Consider the following 19,625-nt stretch of genomic DNA (forward strand, 5'->3'; position numbering starts at 1 on the left):
TCCGGCGCAGCACATCAAACCCTGAACATTGCCCACCAGCGGTTCCGGTTCCTTGCCAATGAAGACGAAGGACAAGCACATGAGCACCACCCCCACCCGCGCGCCCCTCACCAGCCAAGGGGCTGGAGCCGGCGTTCGGGACCCCAGGAAGGCCGCGATGAGCGGCTGGATCGGAAGCGCCCTCGAGTACTACGACTTCGCGCTGTACTCCCTGGCGGCAACCCTGGTCTTTCCCGCCATCTTCTTCCCGTCCGGGAACCCGACCGTCGCCATCATCGCCTCCCTGGCCACCTACGCCGTCGGCTACGTCTCCCGTCCCATCGGCGCCGTGGTGCTCGGCGCGTATGGTGACCGGCACGGCCGCAAGAAAGTGCTTGTCTTCGCGATGCTGCTCATGGGCTTCGCGACGTTCGCTGTTGGCCTGCTCCCCACATATGGCCAGGTGGGCCTCCTGGCGCCTGCTCTGCTGGTGATCCTCCGGCTCATTCAGGGTTTCGCCGTTGCCGGTGAACTGGGCGGTGCCAGCGCCATGATCGTGGAGCATTCCCCTGACGCAAAGCGCGGGTTCTTCGCCAGCTTCAGCCTCCAGGGCACCCAGGTGGGCTCGATCCTGGCCACCGCCGTCCTGCTCCCGCTCGCCGCCCTCCTCCCGGCGGACCAGTTCAGCTCCTGGGGCTGGCGCATCCCGTTCCTGCTCAGCGCCGTCGTCATCCTGGCCGGGTACCTGATCCGCCGCCGCGTGACCGAACCCCCTGCGTACGCCGCGCAGTCCGGAGCGGCCCCCGCCAAGCAGCGCTTCCCGCTCATAGAACTCCTCCGCACCCGCCCCGGCGTCCTGGTCCGCTGCGTCGCCATGACGTTCACCAACGTGATCGGCATGGCCACGCTGATCTTCGGCGTCTCCTACGCCACCCAGAAGGGCTACGGCAACGGCTTCTCCAGCAGCGAGTTCCTCTGGGTGACCCTGGTGGCCAACATCGCTGCCGTGATCACCATTCCGTTTTTCGGTGCACTGTCCGACCGGATCGGCCGGCGGATGCTCATGGCGGCCGGCGGCGTCATTGGCGGCGTGCTGGTCACCGGGTACCTGTGGGCGATCCAGCAGGGCAGCCTGCCGCTGGTCTTCGTGTGCGTCGTGATCGTGCAGGGCATCTTCTTCCAGATGTGGAACGCCACCTTCGCCACGTTCTTCCAGGAGCAGTTCCCCATGCGGATGCGGGTAACCGGCTTCGCCGTCTCGCAGAACATCGGGCTGATGATCGCTTCATTCTTCCCGAGCATCTTCACTGCGATCGCTCCTCCCGGTTCCACCAACGTGCCGCTCACCATTGGCCTGACCACGCTGGGGATCTGCCTGGTGTCCGCCGTGGCCACCCTGATGTCCTCGGACACGAAAGGCAAGTCGCTTGAGGACCTCGAGGGCCAAAAAGCCAGCTAGGCCGCACCCGCGTCACGCGGGGCACGCTTTCAGGCAGCGCACGACGGCGGTGGGCCGGGTTTCCGGGGCTTCCCCGCCGATGGCGGGCCGAAAGCGTGCCGTGCGTGACGCCGTCGTACGCGTTACTAGGGAAGCCGCGAGGGCCGCAGGAAGCTCGACTCCCCGGCCCGGCCCGGATCCAGCGGTACCGGACTGGCCAGCACGGCAGGGCCCCGGTGCAGGAACCCGCCGGTCAGGGCGCGGCACCGGATGCCGCCGCGGCCCCGCATGGCCGGGTGGGCGCCCGGGGCGAGCACCCCGTCCATCCACGCGCAGGGCTGGGCATGCCTGCCGCCATGGAACTCCACCACGTCCCCGCCGGACTCCAGCGAAAAATCGTGGCCCAGCAGCGGCGCCAGCTGCGCCCCGCGGAGCACCACGTTCCGCCGGGTCAGCAGGGGATCGAACGGCTGCGCGCCCAGCTCGGCGGCGATCGCCTCAAGGGATTCGACGGCGAACAGGGTCACCGCGGCGTCCATGTGGGCGGCCTTGCCGAAGAACCGGTCGCCCACGATGCCCTTCCCGGCCACCACCTCAGCCTGTGCAGCATCTTCGGTCGGAACATCGGCGGCACCGTCCCGGGCACGGCCGAAGTAGGCGTGCGCGGGGGACACCAGCAGGTGCAGGATCTCGACGTCGTACCGGAAGCTTTCAGCCATACCGCCAGCGTATGCCGTTCCCCGCAATCCGGCCGCCCGGTGGAAAGATCAGACCCATGGATACCTCATCAACCGCAGCCCGGGTTCTGCCCGCCAGGCACAGGACCGTCCTCTTCTGGGCGTCGGTGGCCTGTGCCGCCGCCCTCATCCTGGTTCCCGCGTGGATGCTTGCCGGCAATCTCGCAGTCCTGGGCGGACACCCCCTGCTGCCGGGCATCCTGCTGGTGGCGGCTGCGTCCGGCGTCGTCTGGGCCATCCTGCTGTGGGTGCGCCGCGATGTTCCGCGGCCCCGCTCCCGTGTCCGGGCCGTCGGCGCCTGGGCGGGCAGGATCGCCGTGCTGGCGCTCGCCGCCGGCCTGGCCTGGCTAAGCCCCTTCGCCTACCAGCCGGGCCAGGCAGCGGAGGCGGGCCCGACGTCGGACCTCGCCGTCACCGAGTCAGCCACCGCCATCACCATGTCACCTGAGGGCAGGACTGCCACCAAGGGGTTGGTTTTCTACCCGGGTGCCCGGGTGGACGCCAAGGCGTACCAGGACATCCTGGCCCCCGCCGTGGGGGCCGGATACCGGGTGGTCATCCTGAAGGAACCGCTGGGGCTAAGCCTGCTGGACGGAAGCCAGGCCAGGAGCGCCATGGCCGACAACCCGGACATCAGGACCTGGGCGGTGGGCGGCCACTCACTTGGCGGGGTATCAGCATCGTCCTTCGCCCTGGCCAACACCGATGTCAGCGGGCTGGTTCTCTACGCTTCCTACCCGATCGAATCCCTGCGCGGGCGGACCGGCCTGTCCGTCCTGTCCGTCTCCGGCAGCCAGGACGGACTCAGCACCCCCGCCAAGATTCAGGCATCCCGGGACCTCCTCCCCGTGGATACGGAGTTCGCCGCGGTCCAGGGCGGGGTGCACGCGTTCTTTGGCGACTACGGGGCGCAGCCCGGCGACGGCGAACCCGGCATCAGCCGGCAGGCCGCACAGCAGCAGATCGCTGCAGCTACCGTGTCCTTCCTGGGGCAGCTCCAGCGGAGCTAGGTTTCGACAGACTCAACCACCGGCAGGCGCCAACCACCGGCAGGCGCAACCGCCGGCAGGCGCAACCGCCGGCGGGCGCAACCGCCGGCGGGCGCAACCGCCGGCGGGCGCAACCGCCGGCACCGCCCGGATCAAGCTCCGACGTAGGCCGCCAGGTGCTGCCCGGTGAGCGTGGCCCGGCCGGCCACCAGATCCGCCGGCGTCCCCTCGAAAACGATCGAGCCGCCGTCGTGCCCGGCTCCCGGTCCGATGTCGATGATCCAGTCCGCGTGCGCCATGACCGCCTGGTGGTGCTCGATGACGATAACGGACTTCCCGGCGTCGACCAGCCGGTCCAGCAGGCCGAGGAGCTGTTCGACGTCGGCCAGGTGCAGGCCCACCGTGGGCTCGTCCAGGATGTAGATCTCCCCGGCCTCGGCCATCTGCGAGGCGAGCTTGAGCCGCTGGCGCTCGCCGCCGGACAACGTGGTCAGTGGCTGGCCCAGGGTGATGTAGCCCAGCCCGACATCGGCAAGCCGCTCCAGGACCTTGTGCGCCGCGGGTGTCCTGGCCTCGCCGTCGGCAAAGTACGCCAGCGCCGCGTCCACGGAAAGGTCCAGGACGTCGGCGATGTTCTTCCCGCCCAGGGTGTACTCCAGGACGGCGGCCTGGAACCGGCGGCCCTCGCACTCCTCGCAGGTGGACTCCACCGTGGCCATGACGCCGAGTTCGGTGAAGATCACGCCGGCTCCATTGCAGGTGGGGCAGGCGCCCTCGGAGTTTGAGCTGAACAGCGCGGGCTTGACCCCGTTGGCCTTGGCGAAGGCTTTGCGGATGGGTTCCAGCAGCCCGGTGTAGGTGGCCGGATTGCTGCGCCGGGACCCCTTGATGGCGCCCTGGTCAATGACGATCACCCCGTCACGCTTCGCCAACGAGCCGTGGATCAGGGAGCTCTTGCCGGACCCCGCGACGCCCGTCACCACGCACAGCACGCCCAGCGGCACGTCGACGTCCACGTCGCGCAGGTTGTTGGTGGAGGCGCCGCGGACCTCCAGCGCGCCGCGGGCCGCCCGGACGGAGTCCTTCAGCCGGGACTTGTCACCCAGGTGCCGCCCGGTGATGGTGCCGCTGGCACGCAACCCGTCGACGTCGCCCTCGTAGACGATCTCACCACCGCCGGCACCGGCGCCCGGACCGAGGTCGACTACGTGGTCGGCGATCGCGATCATCTCCGGTTTGTGCTCCACCACCAGGACGGTGTTGCCTTTGTCCCGCAGCTGCAGCAGGAGCGTGTTCATCCGCTCGATGTCGTGCGGGTGCAGGCCGATGCTTGGCTCGTCGAAGACATAGGTGACATCGGTGAGGGACGAGCCCAGGTGCCGGATCATCTTGGTCCGCTGCGCTTCGCCGCCGGAGAGGGTGCCGGCCGGACGGTCCAGCGAAAGGTAGCCCAGGCCGATCTCCGCGAAGGAGTCCAGGAGGTCCCGCAGCCCGGCCAGCAGCGGGCGCACCGTGGGCTCGTCCAGGCCGCGGATCCAGTGCGCGAGGTCGCTGATCTGCATGGTGCACAGGTCCGCGATGTTCTTGCCGTTGATCCGTGAGTCGAGCACCTCCGGCGTGAGGCGCGTGCCGCCGCAGTCCGGGCAGGTGGCGAACGTGACCGCCCGTTCCACGAACCGCTTCACGTGCGGCTGCATGGCCTCCACGTCCTTGGACAGCATGGACTTCTGGATCTTGGGGATGATCCCTTCGAAGGTGAGGTTGACGCCCTCCACCTTGATCTTGGTGGGCTCGGCGTACAGCATCGTGTCCAGCTGTTTCGCCGTGAACGTCGCGATCGGTTTGTCCATGGGCAGGCCCATGCCCTCGAACAGCCGGCCGTACCAGCCGTCCATGGAGTAGCCGGGGACGGTGAGGGCGCCCTCGGCCAGGGACTTCGAATCGTCGTACAGGGCGGTGCGGTCGATGTCGCTGATGTTGCCCATGCCCTCGCACCTTGGGCACATGCCGCCGAGGTAGGTCACTTGGCGGACCACGTTCTTTTCCACCCGGCCGCCCTTTTCGGTGCTCATGACGCCGCTGGCCTTGCGGGTGGGCACGTTGAAGGAGAAGGCGGTGGGCGGCCCGACGTAGGGCTGGCCCAGCCGGCTGAACAGGATCCGCAGCATGGCGTTGGCATCAGTGGCGGTACCCACGGTGGACCGCGGGTTGGCGCCCATGCGCTCCTGGTCCACGATGATCGCCGTCGTCAGCCCCTCCAGCCGGTCCACGTCCGGCCGGGCCAGGCTGGGCATGAAGCCTTGGACGAACGCGCTGTAGGTCTCGTTGATCATGCGCTGCGATTCGGCGGCGATAGTGGCGAACACCAGGGAGCTCTTGCCCGACCCGGATACTCCCGTGAACGCGGTGAGACGCCGCTTGGGCAGCTCAAGGCTGACGCCCTTGAGGTTGTTTTCCCGTGCGCCCTGGACACGGATGAGGTCGTGGCTGTCGGCCAGATGCATTCCGGTGTGCGCGGCGTCGGTGCTGGTGTCGGTGCTCAAGGTGTCCCCCTGTGTCTTGGGCGGCACTGCGGGGAGGCTGCGTTGGCAGCCTCCCGCGGCGTCGTCTGTTATATACGTTGCTGGTTATATGCCTAAGGCTGCTGGTTGATGCGCACGGTGTTGCCGGCCGGGTCGCGGAAGGCGCAGTCGCGGATTCCGTAGGGCTGGTCAATGGGTTCCTGCACGACGTCCGCGCCGGTCGCCTCCACCTTGGCGAACGCCGCGTCCACGTCAGAGGACGAGAGGACGATCGTGGCGTAGGTGCCTTTGGCCATCATTTCAGCGATGGTGCGGCGCTCGTCGTCGGTGATGCCGGGGTCCACCGCCGGTGGATGCAGGACGATGGAGACGTCCTTCTGGCCGGCAGGTCCCACGGTGATCCACCGCATGGTGCCCCTGCCAACGTCGTTGCGGATTTCGAAGCCCAGGGCGTCGCGGTAGAACGCCAGCGAGGCGTCGGGATCGGTGGCAGGAAGGAAGGTTGAGGAAATGTTGATGTCCATGGCAGTCATGCTAGTAACGGCTCAGGGGCGGGCGCTTCTCGATTCCTGACCGGTCTGGTGACCTGCTTCGCCACGCATGCCGGGATGCCCGCCGTCGAGTTCGCTGCCTCCTGCTTGTAGACGCTGGGCGGCATCCCCACCAGTTCGCTGAAGCGGGTGCTGAAGGTCCCCAGCGAGGAACAGCCGACGGCGAAGCACACATCCGTCACGCTGAGGTCCCCCATGCGGAGCAGCGCCATGGCGCGTTCAATGCGGCGGGTCATGAGGTAGCTGTAGGGGGATTCCCCGTAGGCGAGCTTGAACCGGCGGCTGAAGTGGCCGGCGGACATGTGCACGTCCCTGGCGAGGGATTCAACGTCCAGCGGCTGCGCGTACTCCCGGTCCATCCGGTCCTTGACGCGGCGGAGTTGGGTGAGTTCCCGGAGGTAGGGATCGGCGGCTGGACTGCTGGTCACAGCTCCGATCGTGCTACGCCGCGGGGGTCTTGTCCACCCTCCTCGGCGGCGGGGAAACGGGCGTCAAAAGTGCCTCGGGGTGCGGGGTATGATTATGCCGCCGGCCAGCGTATGAGGTCCTCGCCCGAACAGGGCTTGAGGCAACGCAGAGCTGGATGTGAGCGGTCCTGCGGGTCCGGCACGCGGCGAGACCAAACCTTGATTCACCATCTTGAGCCCTGCCCGGATACTGCGCAGGCACCACCTTGGAAGGACGCCATGGAACTGCTGTGGGAAATTGCCGACTGGGCAGGCGCGGTTGCGATACTCAGTGCGTACCTGGCCGTTTCCATGGGCTGGCTGAAGGCAGGCAAGGGCTTCCAGACGGCCAACCTGTTCGGTTCCGTTGCCTTCATCATCAACGGAACCCTGCACGGGGCATGGCCGTCCGTTGTCACGAACGTGGCCTGGTTCCTGATCTCCGCGGTGGCGCTGGTCCGGATGCGGCAGGAAGACCCGGCCCCCTCCCTCGAACCGGCGCAGGTCCAGTACCCGGGGGTTCCGGACGGCACCGGCCAGCTCGCTGTGGTGGAAGCCCTTACCGGGTCCCTGCCGGTCATGCCGTCGGTCCATCCCGCCGGGGACGGGCCGCGGCTGGCGCTTTAGGCTCATCGGGGCCAACGCCGCGTACACGATCGTCCATATAATCGCGCGTTTTTGCCATGGCCACCGCCTAGGGCGCCTTCATAGCCTTGGGGGGGTGACCAACGAACTTACCCCGCCGGGCAGGATTGTGCTGCCCGACGCGCCGCAGGACCAGCAGGACATCCTGGATGCAGGCGGCGTGGCCTGCTGGAGCGAACCCGTCCTTATCGACACCTACGCCCCAGGGGAGCCGGACCGGTATCCGTTGTTCCTTGACCGGCGGGTGTACCAGGGATCCAGCGGCAAGGTGTACCCCATGCCGTTCATCGACAGCATCGAACCGGACAAGAAGCCCAGGCTGTGGCAGGCCATCCACCTGGAAAACCGGTACGTCCGCCTAATGCTGCTGCCCGAAATCGGCGGCCGCATCCACGTGGGATATGACAAGACCGCAGGCTATGACTTCTTCTACCGGAACAACGTGATCAAGCCCGGGCTGGTGGGACTGGCCGGGCCCTGGATCTCCGGCGGAGTGGAATTCAACTGGCCCCAGCACCACCGGCCCGGCACGTTCCTGCCGGTGGAAACCGCCGTGGAGCCTGCCGGCGACGGCAGCGTCACCGCCTGGCACACGGACCTGGACCCGTTGCAGCGGATGCGCGGAACCCATGGCGTCCGCCTCCGGCCAGGCAAGCTCCCTCATCGAGGTGGAGGCCCGGCTCTACAACCGTACGGACGAGCCCCAAACCTTCCTGTGGTGGGCGAACGCCGCCGCCCGCGTGCACGGGAACTACCAGTCCTTCTTCCCCACCGACGTGTCCCACGTGGCGGACCATGCACGCCGCGCCATCACGGCCTTCCCCCGCGCCGACCGGCCCTACTACGGCGTGGACTACCCCGCGCTCGCCGGACAGCATGGAACCCCGGATGCCGACCGGCTCGATTTCTACGCCAACATCCCCGTCCCCACGTCCTACATGGTCACAGACACGGCTGACAGCTTCTTCGGCGGATACGACCACGACGCCAAGGCCGGCTTCGTGCATTGGGCGGACCGCAGCATTGCACCCGGCAAGAAACAGTGGACGTGGGGGAACGGTTCCGTGGGCAAGGCCTGGGACAAGCACCTAACGGACGACGACGGCCCGTACGTCGAGTTGATGGCCGGCGTCTTCACCGACAACCAGCCGGACTTCAGCTACCTCGCTCCTGGCGAGATGCGCACCTTCAGCCAGTACTGGTACCCCATCCGGCACATCGGCCCGGCGCACCAGGCGAACCTGGAGGCCGCCGTCGCGCTTACCCTTGACGACGCCGGCCGGACCGCCACGGTGGGTGTTGCCGGCACGGGCCATACGGAAAATGCCACGGTGGTCCTGGCCCTGCATGGCGAAACCCTCCACACGTGGACCGCCGGACTATCCCCGGACCGGCCCTTCACCGCCACGGTTCAGCTGCCCGCCCCGGCCGAGGAAACGGACCTGGCCCTCAGCGTCATGGAAGGCGCCAGGGAACTCATCTCCTGGACCCCACGGCAGCCAACGGACCGTCCCGCAGAGCCCTGGGCAGCCACCGAACCAGCGCCTCCGCGGGAGATCGAAAGCGCTGACGAGCTCCATGTCACCGCAACCCACCTGGCCCAAAACCGGCACCCCACCAGGAGGCCCCAGCCCTACCTTGAGGAGATGCTCCGCCGGGATCCAGGGGATTCCCGCGCCGCCACCGCCCTTGCTGCCACCCAGTATCGGGCCGGGGCCTATGCCGGGGTCCGGAAACTCCTTGAAACCGCCCTGGACCGGCTGACCGGCCGCAACCTGAACCCGCCCAGCGGGGAGGCAAGCTACCGGCTGGGCCTGGTCCTGGAACGTACGGGCCGGCTCGATGAGGCCCGTGAACGCTTCGGGAAGGCCGCCTGGGACAGGGCCTGGGCGCACCCTGCCCGCCTGGCCTTGGCCCGACTGGCCCTCCGGGAAGGTGAGCCGGCCACCGCGCTCCGTCATGCCGATGCCGCGCTGGCCTTGGAATCAACCAGCCCGGAAGCCAGGCATCTCCGGTACCTGGCCCTGGAAAACCTGGGCCGCACGGCTGACAGCGCCGGGCTGCTGCAGGACATCCTGGCCGCGGATCCACTCGATCCCGTGGCCCTCTCGCTCGCCGGATCCCTTGACGTCGCAGACCCCAAGACCGGCCTGGCCGTCGCCTGCTGGCTGGCCCGCGCAGGCCAGTGGCAGCTCGCCCTGGACCTCACCGAGAGCGCGCCGCCCGCAGGTGCTGACCCGGCCTTCGGCAACCCCACGCCCATCCGCCACTACTTGCGCGCCGGGTGGCTGGAAGAATTGCTGGACCCGCAGGAGGCTGCCGCGCAACGGGCAAAGGCGCGGCGGGCGGACACCACCCATGCCTTCCCGTACGGCCTGGACGAGTTCGATGCGCTGCACCGGGCCCTCGAAGCCGACCCGCGTGATCCCGTGGCGCACGGGCTGCTGGGTTGTTGGCTGCTTGACGCGGAACGGACCAAGGATGCGCTGGGCCACCTGCAGAAAGCGATGATCCACGGGTCCACCGATCCCGTGGTGTGGCGCAATGCTGCGCTGGCCACGGTCAATTCCGGTGGGGATCCCGCCGCCGCTGATGCGTATTTTGCGCGGGCCTTGGAACTGAGCCCGGATGACGCGCGGCTCGTCTTCGAACGGTCCGTCCTGTCGGAAGCTCCGCGGGTTGCCTGCGGAGGAGCGGCTCGCCGCCATCGAACAGCATGGTCCGGCCGTCCTGGCGCGGGACGATCTTGCCGTTCTCTACGCCAACCTGCTGACCGACGCGGGGCGGCCGCAGGAAGCCCTGGCGCTCCTGGGATCCCGCACGTTCCAGCCGTTCGAGGGGGGTGAGGGCCTGGTGCTCGCCGCCTACGACCGGGCAGCGGTGCAGCATGCGCGGACGTTGATGGGGCAGGACCCGACGGCGGCCATCACCTTGCTGCGCACGGGCGTCGAAGCGCCCGCGAACCTGGGCGAGGGCCGGCATCCCCGGGACAGCATGGCTGAACGCTTCGTGGCGCTCGGTGATGCGCTGGAACGTGCCGGGGATACTCCGGCCGCGGTGGAGGCCTGGACTCGGGCCTGCAGGCAGGCCGGCCCCCTGGCCGTTGACCCCGGCCCGGCCGGCCCGGCCGACTACTGGCGCGGCGTCGCCATGTCCCGCCTGGGCAGGGGCGGCGCCGCTGAAATCCTATGGCGCCTGCTGGAGGAACGGGCCGACGAACTGGAAGCTGCCCCCGCCGCGCCCGACTATTTCGCCACATCGCTGCCCGAACTGTTGCTGTTCGCCACCGACACCGCCGAGTCCCGCCGCGCGGCGGCTGCGTCACTCCGGGAGTTGGCCGGGCAGGGCCGGCTGCTGGCCCGCAGCCCGCAGCTCGAAGGAACGGGTGCCCTGTGAGTGCAGAACCCCGTTACCTCGGTTCCGGAACGGTCCCTGTGGACACGTGCTCCCTGACGGGAGTCCCGCCGTCGCACCTTCCGCCCCGCCTGGCCATCAGCCTCTGGGACTTCTCCTGGTATACCCGCGCCGAGGCGGGCGGACCCTACGCGGACCTGGACGCTGCCTGCGCACGGGCCGCCGGGCTCGGATACAACGCCGTCCGCATCTGCGCCGCACCGCTGCTGCTCCATGGCGGCCTGGGGCTGGAGGCGCTCGCGGAGGACCTGGTGATCGAAGGACTGGGAAAGGCGTCCGACGGCGGGATGTATGGCAGGGGGACCCGCTGGTATGACGTTCCCGGCGGGTACCGCATCAACCTGCGGACGCGGCTCCTGGACCTGTTCGAGGCCGCCGCACGGCACGGGCTGGTGGTGATCCTGGCCAGCTGGGAGTACCAGCAGTCACCCGCCTTCGCAGAATCGCCGGAATGGTTCGAAGCCATCGACGCAGTCCCGCTGGAAAATCGGTACCGTGTCCTGGCCGACGCCTGGGACCGGTTGATCGGCGAGGTGTCAGATGCCGGGCATCGGGACCGCATCGCCCTGGTGGAACTGCACAACGAGGTGGACTTCTCCATCCTCCCCGCGCTCGCCAACGGCAGTGGTGAAGTGGCACGGCTGCGCTCGCTGCATCCGGACCTGTTGATCACGGCCAGCTACGGAAAGCCGCCGCATCTTGCCATGCACACCCTGCCCGATGGCCTGGGCGCGGCGCAGTTCCACGTGTACAGCTACGGGGTGCTGGACGCCCTTCAGCAGCAGATCGACATCCGTTCCGAAGGGAGCGGCGGGTTTCCCAACCAGGCCCTGCGGGCTTTGCTGAAGCCTGGCGCTCCGTCGGTCGCGGAGTACGGCCGGCTGGCCGAGTGGAAGTACCGCGCCACCGTGGTCACCGGCCAGATGTTCTACGGCTACGACTGGATCGATCCCGATGCCTGGGACACCTGGCTGTACAACGAATACGGACCCTACCGGGAAGTGATGCGGCGCGAGATTGAATCGCGGGTGACCGCCATCGCCGCGTGGGCCCGCTGGAAGGACGTCCCCGCGGTGGTGGGCGAGGGCTGGATCGGCTACACACCGCTGCTCGGCACCTTCGAGGAGGGGCCGGTGGGCCGCGACCTCGCCGAACACGGCATCCGCACCGCCTTGGAGCACGGCGTGTGGGGCATGGTGCTGTGCTCCAACGCTGCGCCGCACCACCCGCTGTGGGCCGACGAAGACTGGCAGCGCCGCATGAACCACCTGATCCGTACCGCACCCGTGACCTGAAAGACGCCGCCATGCCCTCCCCGAACACGGACCTTGACCTCCTGACCGCCACCCACCGGCCGCACAGCAATGCCTTGCTGCGGCCGGCCATGAGCAACACCGAGGATCCGCACGGCAGGTGGCGGGTCACCAACCACTACCTGGAGTGTGGCGGACGTCCGGCCATCCCGGTCTCCGGGGAAATCCACTTCAGCAGGCTGCCCAGGAACCGCTGGGAGGACAGGCTCCGCCTGATGAAAGCCGGCGGTATCACCGTAGTGGCCTGCTACGTCTTCTGGATCCACCACGAGCCGGTGGAAGGTGGTGCGCGCTTTGACGGCAACCTCGATGTTGCGGCGTTCGTGCGGCTCTGTGCCGCGCTGGACCTGGACGTCGTCCTGCGCATCGGGCCCTGGGCCCACGGCGAGGTCCGCAACGGCGGCTTTCCGGACTGGGTGCAGGCGGCCCCCGTCCGCCACCGCACCAATGATCCCGCCTACCTGGACATGGTGGAGCGCTGGTACAACCGGCTGGGGGCCGAACTGCGCGGCTTGTGCGGGCCGGACAGCAACGTGATCGGCATCCAGTTGGAAAACGAGCTCTACGACCAGCCGGCCCATCTTTCCCGGTTGAAGGAGCTGGCCAGGGCGGCCGGGCTCGGCGCCCCCCTCTGGACCGCGACCGCGTGGGGCGGGGCGGACCTGCCCGGGGCCGAGGTGCTGCCGGTCTTCGGCGGTTACGGGGACGGATTCTGGGTGGATGCCGGCGCGCCGTGGGATCCGACCTTCCGCCAGCACTACTTCTTCAGCCACCAGTGGGACGATCCCGGCATCGGGGCCGACCTCCGCGAACACCTGTCCGGAAACGAGGCCGCGCCGCCCCGGTCCACCTCCGACCTTTATCCGGCGGCCACCTGCGAGCTGACCGGCGGCATGGCCACGGCCTATCAACGACGGCCATGGCCAGCGGGCAAGGACGTGGCGGCCGTGGCCAACAACAAGATCGGCAGCGGCTCCGGCTGGCAGGGCTATTACATGTTCGCCGGCGGGACGAACCCCGCGGCCGGCCTGCAGGAGTCCCAGGCGACGGGCTACCCAAATGACCTCCCGGAATTCGATTACGACTTCCATGCGCCCATCGGCGCATCCGGCAGGCTGGCGCCGGGCTTTGCCCTGCTGCGCCGGCACCACGCGTTCCTCGCCGCGTTCGGGGAGCTCCTGGCGTCGATGCCGTCCACCCTGCCGGACCGGGAGCCGTCCGGCGTGGAGGACACGGAGATGCTGCGCTGGGCGTTGCGCGCCGACGGGACGTCCGGCTTTGTGTTCATCACTTGGCACCAGCCGCATATACCGCTTCCGGCATATAGTGGTGCGCAGTTCCGCCTGGGTCTGACAGATGGGCCTGTGACGGTTCCCGACGTTCCCGTCGACATCCCCGCAGGCACCATCGCCGCCTGGCCGGTGAACCTGGAGGTTGGGGGCGTCCGGTTGCTCTGGGCCACCGCGTCCGCGCTAACAGTGCTCGATCCCGGGGGATCGCCGACGCTGGTGCTCGCCGCAGAAGCCGGCATCGAACCGCGGCTGTGCCTGCCGGAGGGAACGGTCCTGGAAGGCGAGGCTGCTCCGCTGGGCGGGAATACCTGGGCTGTCCGCCCCTCCCTGGCTCCGCTGACGGCGACGTGTTCCGGGGGTGCCTTGAAGATCCTGGTCCTCCCCGCTTCCTTGGCGGACCAGGCGTGGGTGCTGGAGACGCCGCGCGGCCGGGAGCTGGTGCTGTCCGCCGAACCGGCGTGGATGGACGCCGGCGGCTTGCTGGCGGGCCGCTCGCTGGGCGCGCCCTCGGTCCGGCGGTATGCACGCGAAACCGGGCGGTTTGAGGCTGTATCTGCCGCAATGCAGTTGAGGGCACCTGCCCGCCGCGACGTTCCCCTGGTGCCGGTCCGCGCTGCCGCCGCCATTCCGGCGTCCTTCGGCTCGCTGGCGGGCCGGGCTGCCGCGCCGGGCCGGGAAGCGATGGCGGAGCTCTCCGCGGAGTACAGGATTGAACTTCCGACGACGGACGCCGCCACCGGCGGTGCGTCCACCGAGCTGGAGATCACCTGGGCGGGTGACGTTGCCCGGCTGCTCGTGGACGGTCGTGTGGTGGCCGACCGCTTCTGGGACGGATCGGCGTGGGTCATCGACACCGGTGATGCCGGCATCCGCGCCGGCTCGGAGGTCTTGCTCCAGGTCCTGCCGCTTTCCAAGGATGCAGAGGTGGGGCTGCCCGCCGCGGCCCAGCGCCTGCGGGACGCCACGTCTGGGGACTTGCTTGCCGTTGAAAGGGTGCAGCTGGTGTGCTGGTCCGATTGGCGGGAAGACCTGGGCTGAGCCCTCCCGCCGTCGTAGGATGGACGTTTCGTGACGGAGGGGACGCAGGTGGAACGGGCGCATGGATTCCAGAATCAGCGGCTGGTGGTGGTTCCCCGGCCCTTGGTCCTCGAAGCCCTCAACCGTCCCATCACCCGGCGCCTGGTAGTCACCGACGCAGGATTGTTTCCCGCCGCAGCGGACCATGGCCGCTACCGGCCGCAGGGTGCGGACGAAACCATCGTCATCCTGTGCGTTGACGGACGCGGGTGGGTGGAAACCGCCGGTGCGCGGACCGACGTCGGCAAGGGGACCGCCGTCGTCCTTCCCGGCGGCACGGGCGAGGCCCACGCGTATGGGGCCGCCGCGGATGATCCATGGACGATCTGGTGGTGCCACGTCCGCGGAACGGATGCGGCGGAGCTGGTTGAGGGAGCCGGGGTCAGGCCCGGCCGGTGCATTGTTCCTATGGTGGCGGCAGACCGGCTGACAGCGATGCTGGATGAGATCGTCAGCGCCCTGGAGAAGGACCAGTCACCCGCCCGCCTGGTTGCCACGGCAGGAATGGCATGGAAGCTGCTGGCCACGTTGGCCGTGGACCGCCGGGTTCCGGAGAAGGGGACGCCGCTGCAGCAGGCCATGAACTACCTGGAGGAACGGGCGGACGGCGCCATCCGGCTGGCTGACCTGGCCGCGCTGGTGGGTATCTCGTCGCCGCACTTAAGCAAGCTGTTCCGGGAGGCGACCGGCGGGGGAGTGCTGGCACACCACACGGCCCTGAAAATGGCGCGGGCGCGGCACCTGCTGGATACCACGGACCTGACTATCGCGCAGGTGGGCCGCGAGGTGGGGCTGCAGGACCAGTTCTACTTTTCCCGCCAGTTCCGCCGGCTGCACGGGGTCAGCCCCAGCGCGTACCGGGCGGAGCGGAAGGGGTAAGGCAGCCTGCACCTTGCTGGATCCGGGGACGCCGGAGAAACTGAAGGCATTCAATGGCCCAAGCACCAGCAGCACCTAGGAGCGCCCGTGAGCGAACAGAACGTTGCCCCGTCACCTACGCCGGCCAAGGGTGTGGTGCTGATTACCGGAACGTCCACGGGCATAGGCCTTGCCACCGCGGTGGAGGCCGCGCGGGCAGGCTGGACCACCATTGCCACCATGCGCGACCTGCAGCGCGCGGACGCGCTTCGGGCCGCGGCCGATGAGGCCGGAGTATCCCTGGACGTTCGTCGGCTTGACGTCACGGACACAGCGGACATCGACCGTGAGATTGCGTATTGCATCAGTTCCTACGGCCGGCTGGACGTCCTGGTCAACAACGCCGGAAGTGCGGCGGTGGGTACGGTGGAAATGCTGGGTCTGGAAGATTTCCGCAGCGCCATGGAGGTTAACTTCTTTGGCGTGGTGGCCCTGACCCGTGCCGCCTTGCCGCACCTGCGTGAGAGCGGCGGACGCGTCGTTACCATCAGTTCGGTGGGCGGGATAGTGGGCCAGCCCTTCAACGAAGCCTATTGCGCCGCCAAATTTGCCGTTGAAGGATTCCTGGAAAGCCTGCAGCCCGTGGCCAAGACCGTTGGCGTCGGGGTGCACGTCATTGAACCCGGTGCCGTTTCCAGCAATTTCGTGGCGAACGCCGGGATCGATGTCCCGGCCCTGCTGGAAACGGCCGGCTCCTACACCCCTGCCATCTCGGCCTACCTGGAACGAACCAGCACACAGTTCGCCAGCAGCAGCGCGCAGCAACCGGCGGATGTCGCGGCGGTGGTGCTGGCCACCATGGAAGGCGCTGAGCCGGCCTTCCGGATCCAGACCTCGTCCTGGGCGCACGACTTCGTGGCCACCAAACTGGCCGACCTGGACGGCAGCCGGGTCACCGGCCTGACCGCGGGCTGGGTGGCTGCCCCACAGGAGTGACCTGTTTCGTTCGCCAGGCCGCCTGCTAGGGCTGCTCGAAGGTTGCCACTATCCGGGCCCGCGCTATTGCGTGGGTAAAGAGGTTGAAGCCGAGGTAGGCGGGACTGGCATCGGCCGGGATGTCCAGGTGTTCGACGTCAACGGCGTGAACGACGACGTGATAGTGGTGCACGCCGTGGCCGGGTGGGGGAGCAGCCCCTACAAAACCGCGCATGCCGGCGTCGTTGGCCAACTGCACGGCGCCGGCTGGCAGCCCGGAATCTGCCGCACCCGAGGGCAGGGATGTGGTGGATACCGGAAGATTAAACGCCGCCCAGTGCCAGAACCCACTGCCGGTGGGAGCGTCTGGGTCGAATACGGTGACCGCAAAGCTGCGGGTTTCCGGAGGGAATCCTTCCCAGGCGAGCTGGGGGACTGGTCTTTGCCTCCCTCTATTCCCATTTTGCCGCTCGCTTGCGCAACCGGAAGCTTGTCGCCGTCGGAAATGTCTGTGCTGGACAGCGTGAACTCGGGAAGTTGAGGCAGGCGGGAATAGGGGTCCTGTTCGAGATTCATGTGTCTCCTGTCGCACTCATTCAGTGGTGTTTCATCAGTATGCTTAGGGCCCTGCGCTAGGGCAAGCTGCGGCTCATTTGATGTTCAGTGTTCCGTGCATGTTGGAGTGGTAGGTGCAGTGGTAGGTGTAGGTGCCAGGCTTTGCCGGGGCGGTGAAGGTAGTGCTGGTCCCGGCTTTGACGACTGCGTCGAAGGATCCGTCGTCCGCGGTCACGGTGTGGGCCACGTTGTCCATGTTCATCACCGTCACCGTTGACCCTGCGAGGACACTGTCCGCGCCGGTGTAGGCAAATGATTTGATGTGGATCGTCATCTCAGCCGCTGTCCCGGCGGTACTGCTGGCCTCTCCCATTGACGACGGTGTTGCCGAAGCCACTGGGGAGGAGCCCATGTTCATGCCTGGATCCATGGAGGCGCTGGCGGATCCGGCCGCTGTTGACGACGCCGGCGATGAACTTGTGCCGCTGGCGGTTCCGCACGCGCTGGCCCCAATGATCGTCGCTGCGCCTATCAGGGTCAGGGTGAGGCGTTGGCTGGTCTTGATGGTCTTCATGGAGTTGGCCTTCGGGATCGGCATCGGAAAGCCCTGGGACCGAGGCCGACCGTGAACGGGCGGGCGGTGCAGGCATCAGGATGCGGGGTGGCTGGAGGTGAGGTGTGCGTATACGACGGTGTTGTCCAGGTATTCCCTCGTAGCGGGGTTGTAGCCGCCGCATGTGATGAGCCGGACTTCGGGGCGGTCCGCGTTTTGGTAGACCTCGATCGTGGGGAACGTGGCTTTGCGGTAGACATCGACCTTGTCCACGGTGAACACGGCAGCTGTGTGGTCTGCGCGGGTGATGGTGATGTCCTGGCCTGGGGTGACTTCGTGAAGCCGGTAGAACAGCCCGACATCGCTGTTGGTGGCGTTCACGTGGCCAAGGATTATCGCGGACCCCGTTTGGCCGGGGGTGGGTGAGTCCTGGTACCAGCCCCCGGGAGAACCCGGTTCACCGGACGGGGTCTGGATTTCGCCGTTCGCTTGCTTGCCCAGTGGAATCAGGCCTGCATCGACCCCGATGGAGGGGACTTGGACCCGGACCGGGACGGAGGCCGGCAGGGCGGCGTCCGGCGGCGCGGGAAGCATGGTCGGGTCGGTCGCTGCCGGATCCACAGCCGCCTGCGACGAAGGGGGCGCCTGAATCGTTGGGTCGGGAGATGGTGCTGCAGCCGTCACCCTGCTGGTTGGAGAAGGGTTGGGTGGTTCGGCGTGCAGGCCCAGGCCGATGGCGGTGATGCCGCCGGCCAGGAGCATGGCGGCCGCCGCAGACGCGACAAGGCGTCCGCGGCGGCTGCTCGTTTCAGATCCCATCAGAGCCCTGAAATTCCCTTTGCTTCTCGGCCCTTAGGCTGCCATCTTGCGGCGCAGCGCGTAGGCTCCGCCGGCTGCCAGGAAGAGGCCGCCACCGGCGGCGAGGAGTCCCAGGTCCGGGCCAGCCGGGGCCGGAGTGGCGAGGCCTGTGCCCGGGGCTCCGGCAGGCATTGCCTTCAGCGTCCCGCAAAGGGCCGGCGAGGTAGCGGCCAGCGGCAGGGACGGGACCAGATCGCTGGGTTCTTTTTGCGCGGCGGCGGGCAGGGTTGCCGGATCCAAGCCATGGACGACGACGACGGCGGTCCCGGCCTTGAGCGAATCAGCCGTCTTTGCGTCCAGAGTGAAGGTCCGGTTATAGGTGTAGGAGGCACCCATCCCGGCGACCTTCAGGTCGGTTCCGGCAGCAGGGCTGGTGTCACCGCTGGTGGACAAGGTGGTGCCGATCCCGCCGTAGAAGGGGGCGCCCTCGGTGGTACTGATGACGCCGTCCTTGCTGGTATCAGCTGACATGTCCGGGCAGGTTCCCTTGGCACCGATATGGATGTGCTGGACGTGCGGGTAGGGGCTGCCGTTGAACATCGCAGCGAGGCCGGAAACCTTCTCGGTCACGGTGGCCTGGTCGCCGTTGACGGTGATCATGACGGTTCCAGAGGCATTGCTGCCGTTGATAGCTGCGAGGTTTGCCTGGTACATCGTGTTGTCTGCGGCGAGGGCCGGGCTGGTGGAGAGCGCGAGGGCGCCCAGGGCCAGGACCGGGGCAATCAGGAAAGCGGATTTCTTCATGACGAGTTTCCTCCGTTGACAGTGAACGCTCCCCTGATGGGCACGCCCATGACTGTGACTTCAGCAATTCGTTGTGGCCTGGATCACGGATTGGTCACTGCCGGGAAACGCCTCGTCCCAACCAGGCGGGCATGGAGTTCCTGCCGGGGAATGCGGTGCTATTCGGACCAGCAGGCAAGGACTGTCGTCGCCACCTGGTAGGCGAACGCGGCGCGCGTGACTTGGTTTGGTCCCACTGTTTCCGGGAGGGCTGCCGCGTCCACGGTTAACACGAAGTTGTCCTTCGCGAAGACGGCGGAGGCGGGCGTTTGGAATGCCGGGAATCCGAGGTTGGCCAATCCTTCGATTGGGGCGGCAGCCGGTGTGGTCCGCTGTTGGTCCTGGAACGTAGCGCGGGCGGTATCCGGGTCCGCTGCTTCTTTGACAGAGAGTACGAGGGACCCGGCCGGAAGCGCATAGGTGCAGGTGTAGATTTTATCCGCCCAGGATGCGGTGGTCCCTGGAGCGGAGGAAAGGGCCAGAATCCGGCTGATGTTGCCCCGCGTCTCGTCGCCGCAGACCATCAATGCAGCCCCCGACGGCCCACCAGCGTCCGTAGCGGGAATATCGGACGGCGCTGCTGCTGGTGGGGAGCTTGCAACAGCTGGGGCCGCTGCCGACGTGCCTGGACCATACGCGG

Annotated in this window: 17 protein-coding genes and 2 pseudogenes; 10 read left to right on the top strand and 9 right to left on the bottom strand. The window is 67.9% G+C overall.

The features are described from left to right. Positions 1–79: 79 nt before the first annotated feature. Complete coding sequence (locus ACX5I6_RS05085) at positions 80–1,438, top strand: MFS transporter (protein ID WP_461839698.1); 1,359 nt, start codon at positions 80–82, stop codon at positions 1,436–1,438. Positions 1,439–1,563: 125 nt separating this feature from the next. On the opposite strand, the gene ACX5I6_RS05090 is transcribed toward ACX5I6_RS05085, so the two are convergent. Continuing rightward, on the bottom strand, positions 1,564–2,136 hold the full coding sequence (locus tag ACX5I6_RS05090) for an MOSC domain-containing protein (protein ID WP_461839699.1): 573 nt from the start codon (positions 2,134–2,136) through the stop codon (positions 1,564–1,566). A gap of 56 nt (positions 2,137–2,192) precedes the next feature. Between ACX5I6_RS05090 and ACX5I6_RS05095 the strand changes: the two genes are divergently transcribed. Then, positions 2,193–3,164: an alpha/beta hydrolase gene (locus tag ACX5I6_RS05095; RefSeq protein ID WP_461839700.1), complete on the top strand. Its 972-nt coding sequence runs from the start codon at positions 2,193–2,195 to the stop codon at positions 3,162–3,164. 131 nt (positions 3,165–3,295) lie between these two features. On the opposite strand, the gene ACX5I6_RS05100 is transcribed toward ACX5I6_RS05095, so the two are convergent. From ACX5I6_RS05100 to ACX5I6_RS05110, 3 genes are all read right to left on the bottom strand, one after another. Next, positions 3,296–5,686: an ATP-binding cassette domain-containing protein gene (locus ACX5I6_RS05100; RefSeq protein WP_461839701.1), complete on the bottom strand. Its 2,391-nt coding sequence runs from the start codon at positions 5,684–5,686 to the stop codon at positions 3,296–3,298. 92 nt (positions 5,687–5,778) lie between these two features. Further along, on the bottom strand, positions 5,779–6,198 hold the full coding sequence (locus ACX5I6_RS05105; RefSeq protein ID WP_461839702.1) for a VOC family protein: 420 nt from the start codon (positions 6,196–6,198) through the stop codon (positions 5,779–5,781). Further along, positions 6,195–6,644, bottom strand: a complete 450-nt coding sequence (locus ACX5I6_RS05110; protein ID WP_133831393.1) for a helix-turn-helix transcriptional regulator — start codon at positions 6,642–6,644, stop codon at positions 6,195–6,197. The genes ACX5I6_RS05105 and ACX5I6_RS05110 overlap by 4 nt, the downstream gene beginning before the upstream one ends. A gap of 258 nt (positions 6,645–6,902) precedes the next feature. Here ACX5I6_RS05110 and ACX5I6_RS05115 point away from each other — a divergent pair, with 258 nt between their 5' ends. The 7 genes and pseudogenes from ACX5I6_RS05115 to ACX5I6_RS05145 all read left to right on the top strand — a co-directional run bounded on the left by ACX5I6_RS05115 (position 6,903) and on the right by ACX5I6_RS05145 (position 16,257). Beyond that, positions 6,903–7,289 (top strand): CBU_0592 family membrane protein, encoded by a 387-nt coding sequence (locus ACX5I6_RS05115; RefSeq protein WP_461839703.1) that lies wholly within the window; start codon positions 6,903–6,905, stop codon positions 7,287–7,289. Positions 7,290–7,584: 295 nt separating this feature from the next. Further along, a pseudogene (locus tag ACX5I6_RS05120) lies at positions 7,585–7,866 on the top strand (DUF5107 domain-containing protein); the annotation flags it as partial. A 70-nt stretch (positions 7,867–7,936) separates the two neighbouring features. After that, positions 7,937–10,153, top strand: a complete 2,217-nt coding sequence (locus ACX5I6_RS05125; protein WP_461839704.1) for a DUF5107 domain-containing protein — start codon at positions 7,937–7,939, stop codon at positions 10,151–10,153. A 546-nt stretch (positions 10,154–10,699) separates the two neighbouring features. Beyond that, positions 10,700–12,016 (top strand): cellulase-like family protein, encoded by a 1,317-nt coding sequence (locus ACX5I6_RS05130; RefSeq protein ID WP_461839705.1) that lies wholly within the window; start codon positions 10,700–10,702, stop codon positions 12,014–12,016. 11 nt (positions 12,017–12,027) lie between these two features. Next, the gene (locus tag ACX5I6_RS05135; protein WP_461839706.1) at positions 12,028–14,364 is read left to right on the top strand and encodes a beta-galactosidase; all 2,337 of its coding nucleotides are present in this window, start codon (positions 12,028–12,030) and stop codon (positions 14,362–14,364) included. Between the two features lie 30 nt (positions 14,365–14,394). Next, positions 14,395–15,282, top strand: a complete 888-nt coding sequence (locus tag ACX5I6_RS05140) for a helix-turn-helix domain-containing protein (RefSeq protein WP_461839707.1) — start codon at positions 14,395–14,397, stop codon at positions 15,280–15,282. An 87-nt stretch (positions 15,283–15,369) separates the two neighbouring features. Then, positions 15,370–16,257 carry an SDR family NAD(P)-dependent oxidoreductase gene (locus ACX5I6_RS05145; RefSeq protein ID WP_461839708.1) on the top strand — a complete coding sequence of 296 codons (888 nt, stop codon included), beginning with the start codon at positions 15,370–15,372 and terminating at the stop codon, positions 16,255–16,257. Between the two features lie 25 nt (positions 16,258–16,282). Here the strand turns inward: ACX5I6_RS05145 and ACX5I6_RS05150 are convergent. Together ACX5I6_RS05150 and ACX5I6_RS05155 are read right to left on the bottom strand one after the other, a co-directional pair. After that, positions 16,283–16,812: pseudogene (locus tag ACX5I6_RS05150) on the bottom strand (YbhB/YbcL family Raf kinase inhibitor-like protein). 73 nt (positions 16,813–16,885) lie between these two features. Beyond that, a complete protein-coding gene (locus ACX5I6_RS05155) occupies positions 16,886–17,125 on the bottom strand; it encodes a cupredoxin domain-containing protein (RefSeq protein ID WP_285246588.1) in 240 nt (79 codons plus the stop codon). On the opposite strand from ACX5I6_RS05155, the gene ACX5I6_RS05160 reads away from it, so the two are divergent. Next, a complete protein-coding gene (locus ACX5I6_RS05160; RefSeq protein WP_461839709.1) occupies positions 17,112–17,420 on the top strand; it encodes a hypothetical protein in 309 nt (102 codons plus the stop codon). The two genes, ACX5I6_RS05155 and ACX5I6_RS05160, sit on opposite strands and share 14 nt — an antisense overlap. A gap of 20 nt (positions 17,421–17,440) precedes the next feature. On the opposite strand, the gene ACX5I6_RS05165 is transcribed toward ACX5I6_RS05160, so the two are convergent. The 3 genes from ACX5I6_RS05165 to ACX5I6_RS05175 form a co-directional block, all read right to left on the bottom strand. Then, positions 17,441–18,163 (bottom strand): class F sortase, encoded by a 723-nt coding sequence (locus ACX5I6_RS05165; protein WP_285318872.1) that lies wholly within the window; start codon positions 18,161–18,163, stop codon positions 17,441–17,443. Between the two features lie 33 nt (positions 18,164–18,196). Next, a complete protein-coding gene (locus ACX5I6_RS05170; RefSeq protein ID WP_285318870.1) occupies positions 18,197–18,946 on the bottom strand; it encodes a hypothetical protein in 750 nt (249 codons plus the stop codon). Positions 18,947–19,104: 158 nt separating this feature from the next. Further along, the gene (locus ACX5I6_RS05175) at positions 19,105–19,509 is read right to left on the bottom strand and encodes a hypothetical protein (RefSeq protein WP_461839710.1); all 405 of its coding nucleotides are present in this window, start codon (positions 19,507–19,509) and stop codon (positions 19,105–19,107) included. Positions 19,510–19,625 lie beyond the last annotated feature (116 nt).

This window comes from Arthrobacter sp. MMS24-T111 (assembly GCF_054888995.1).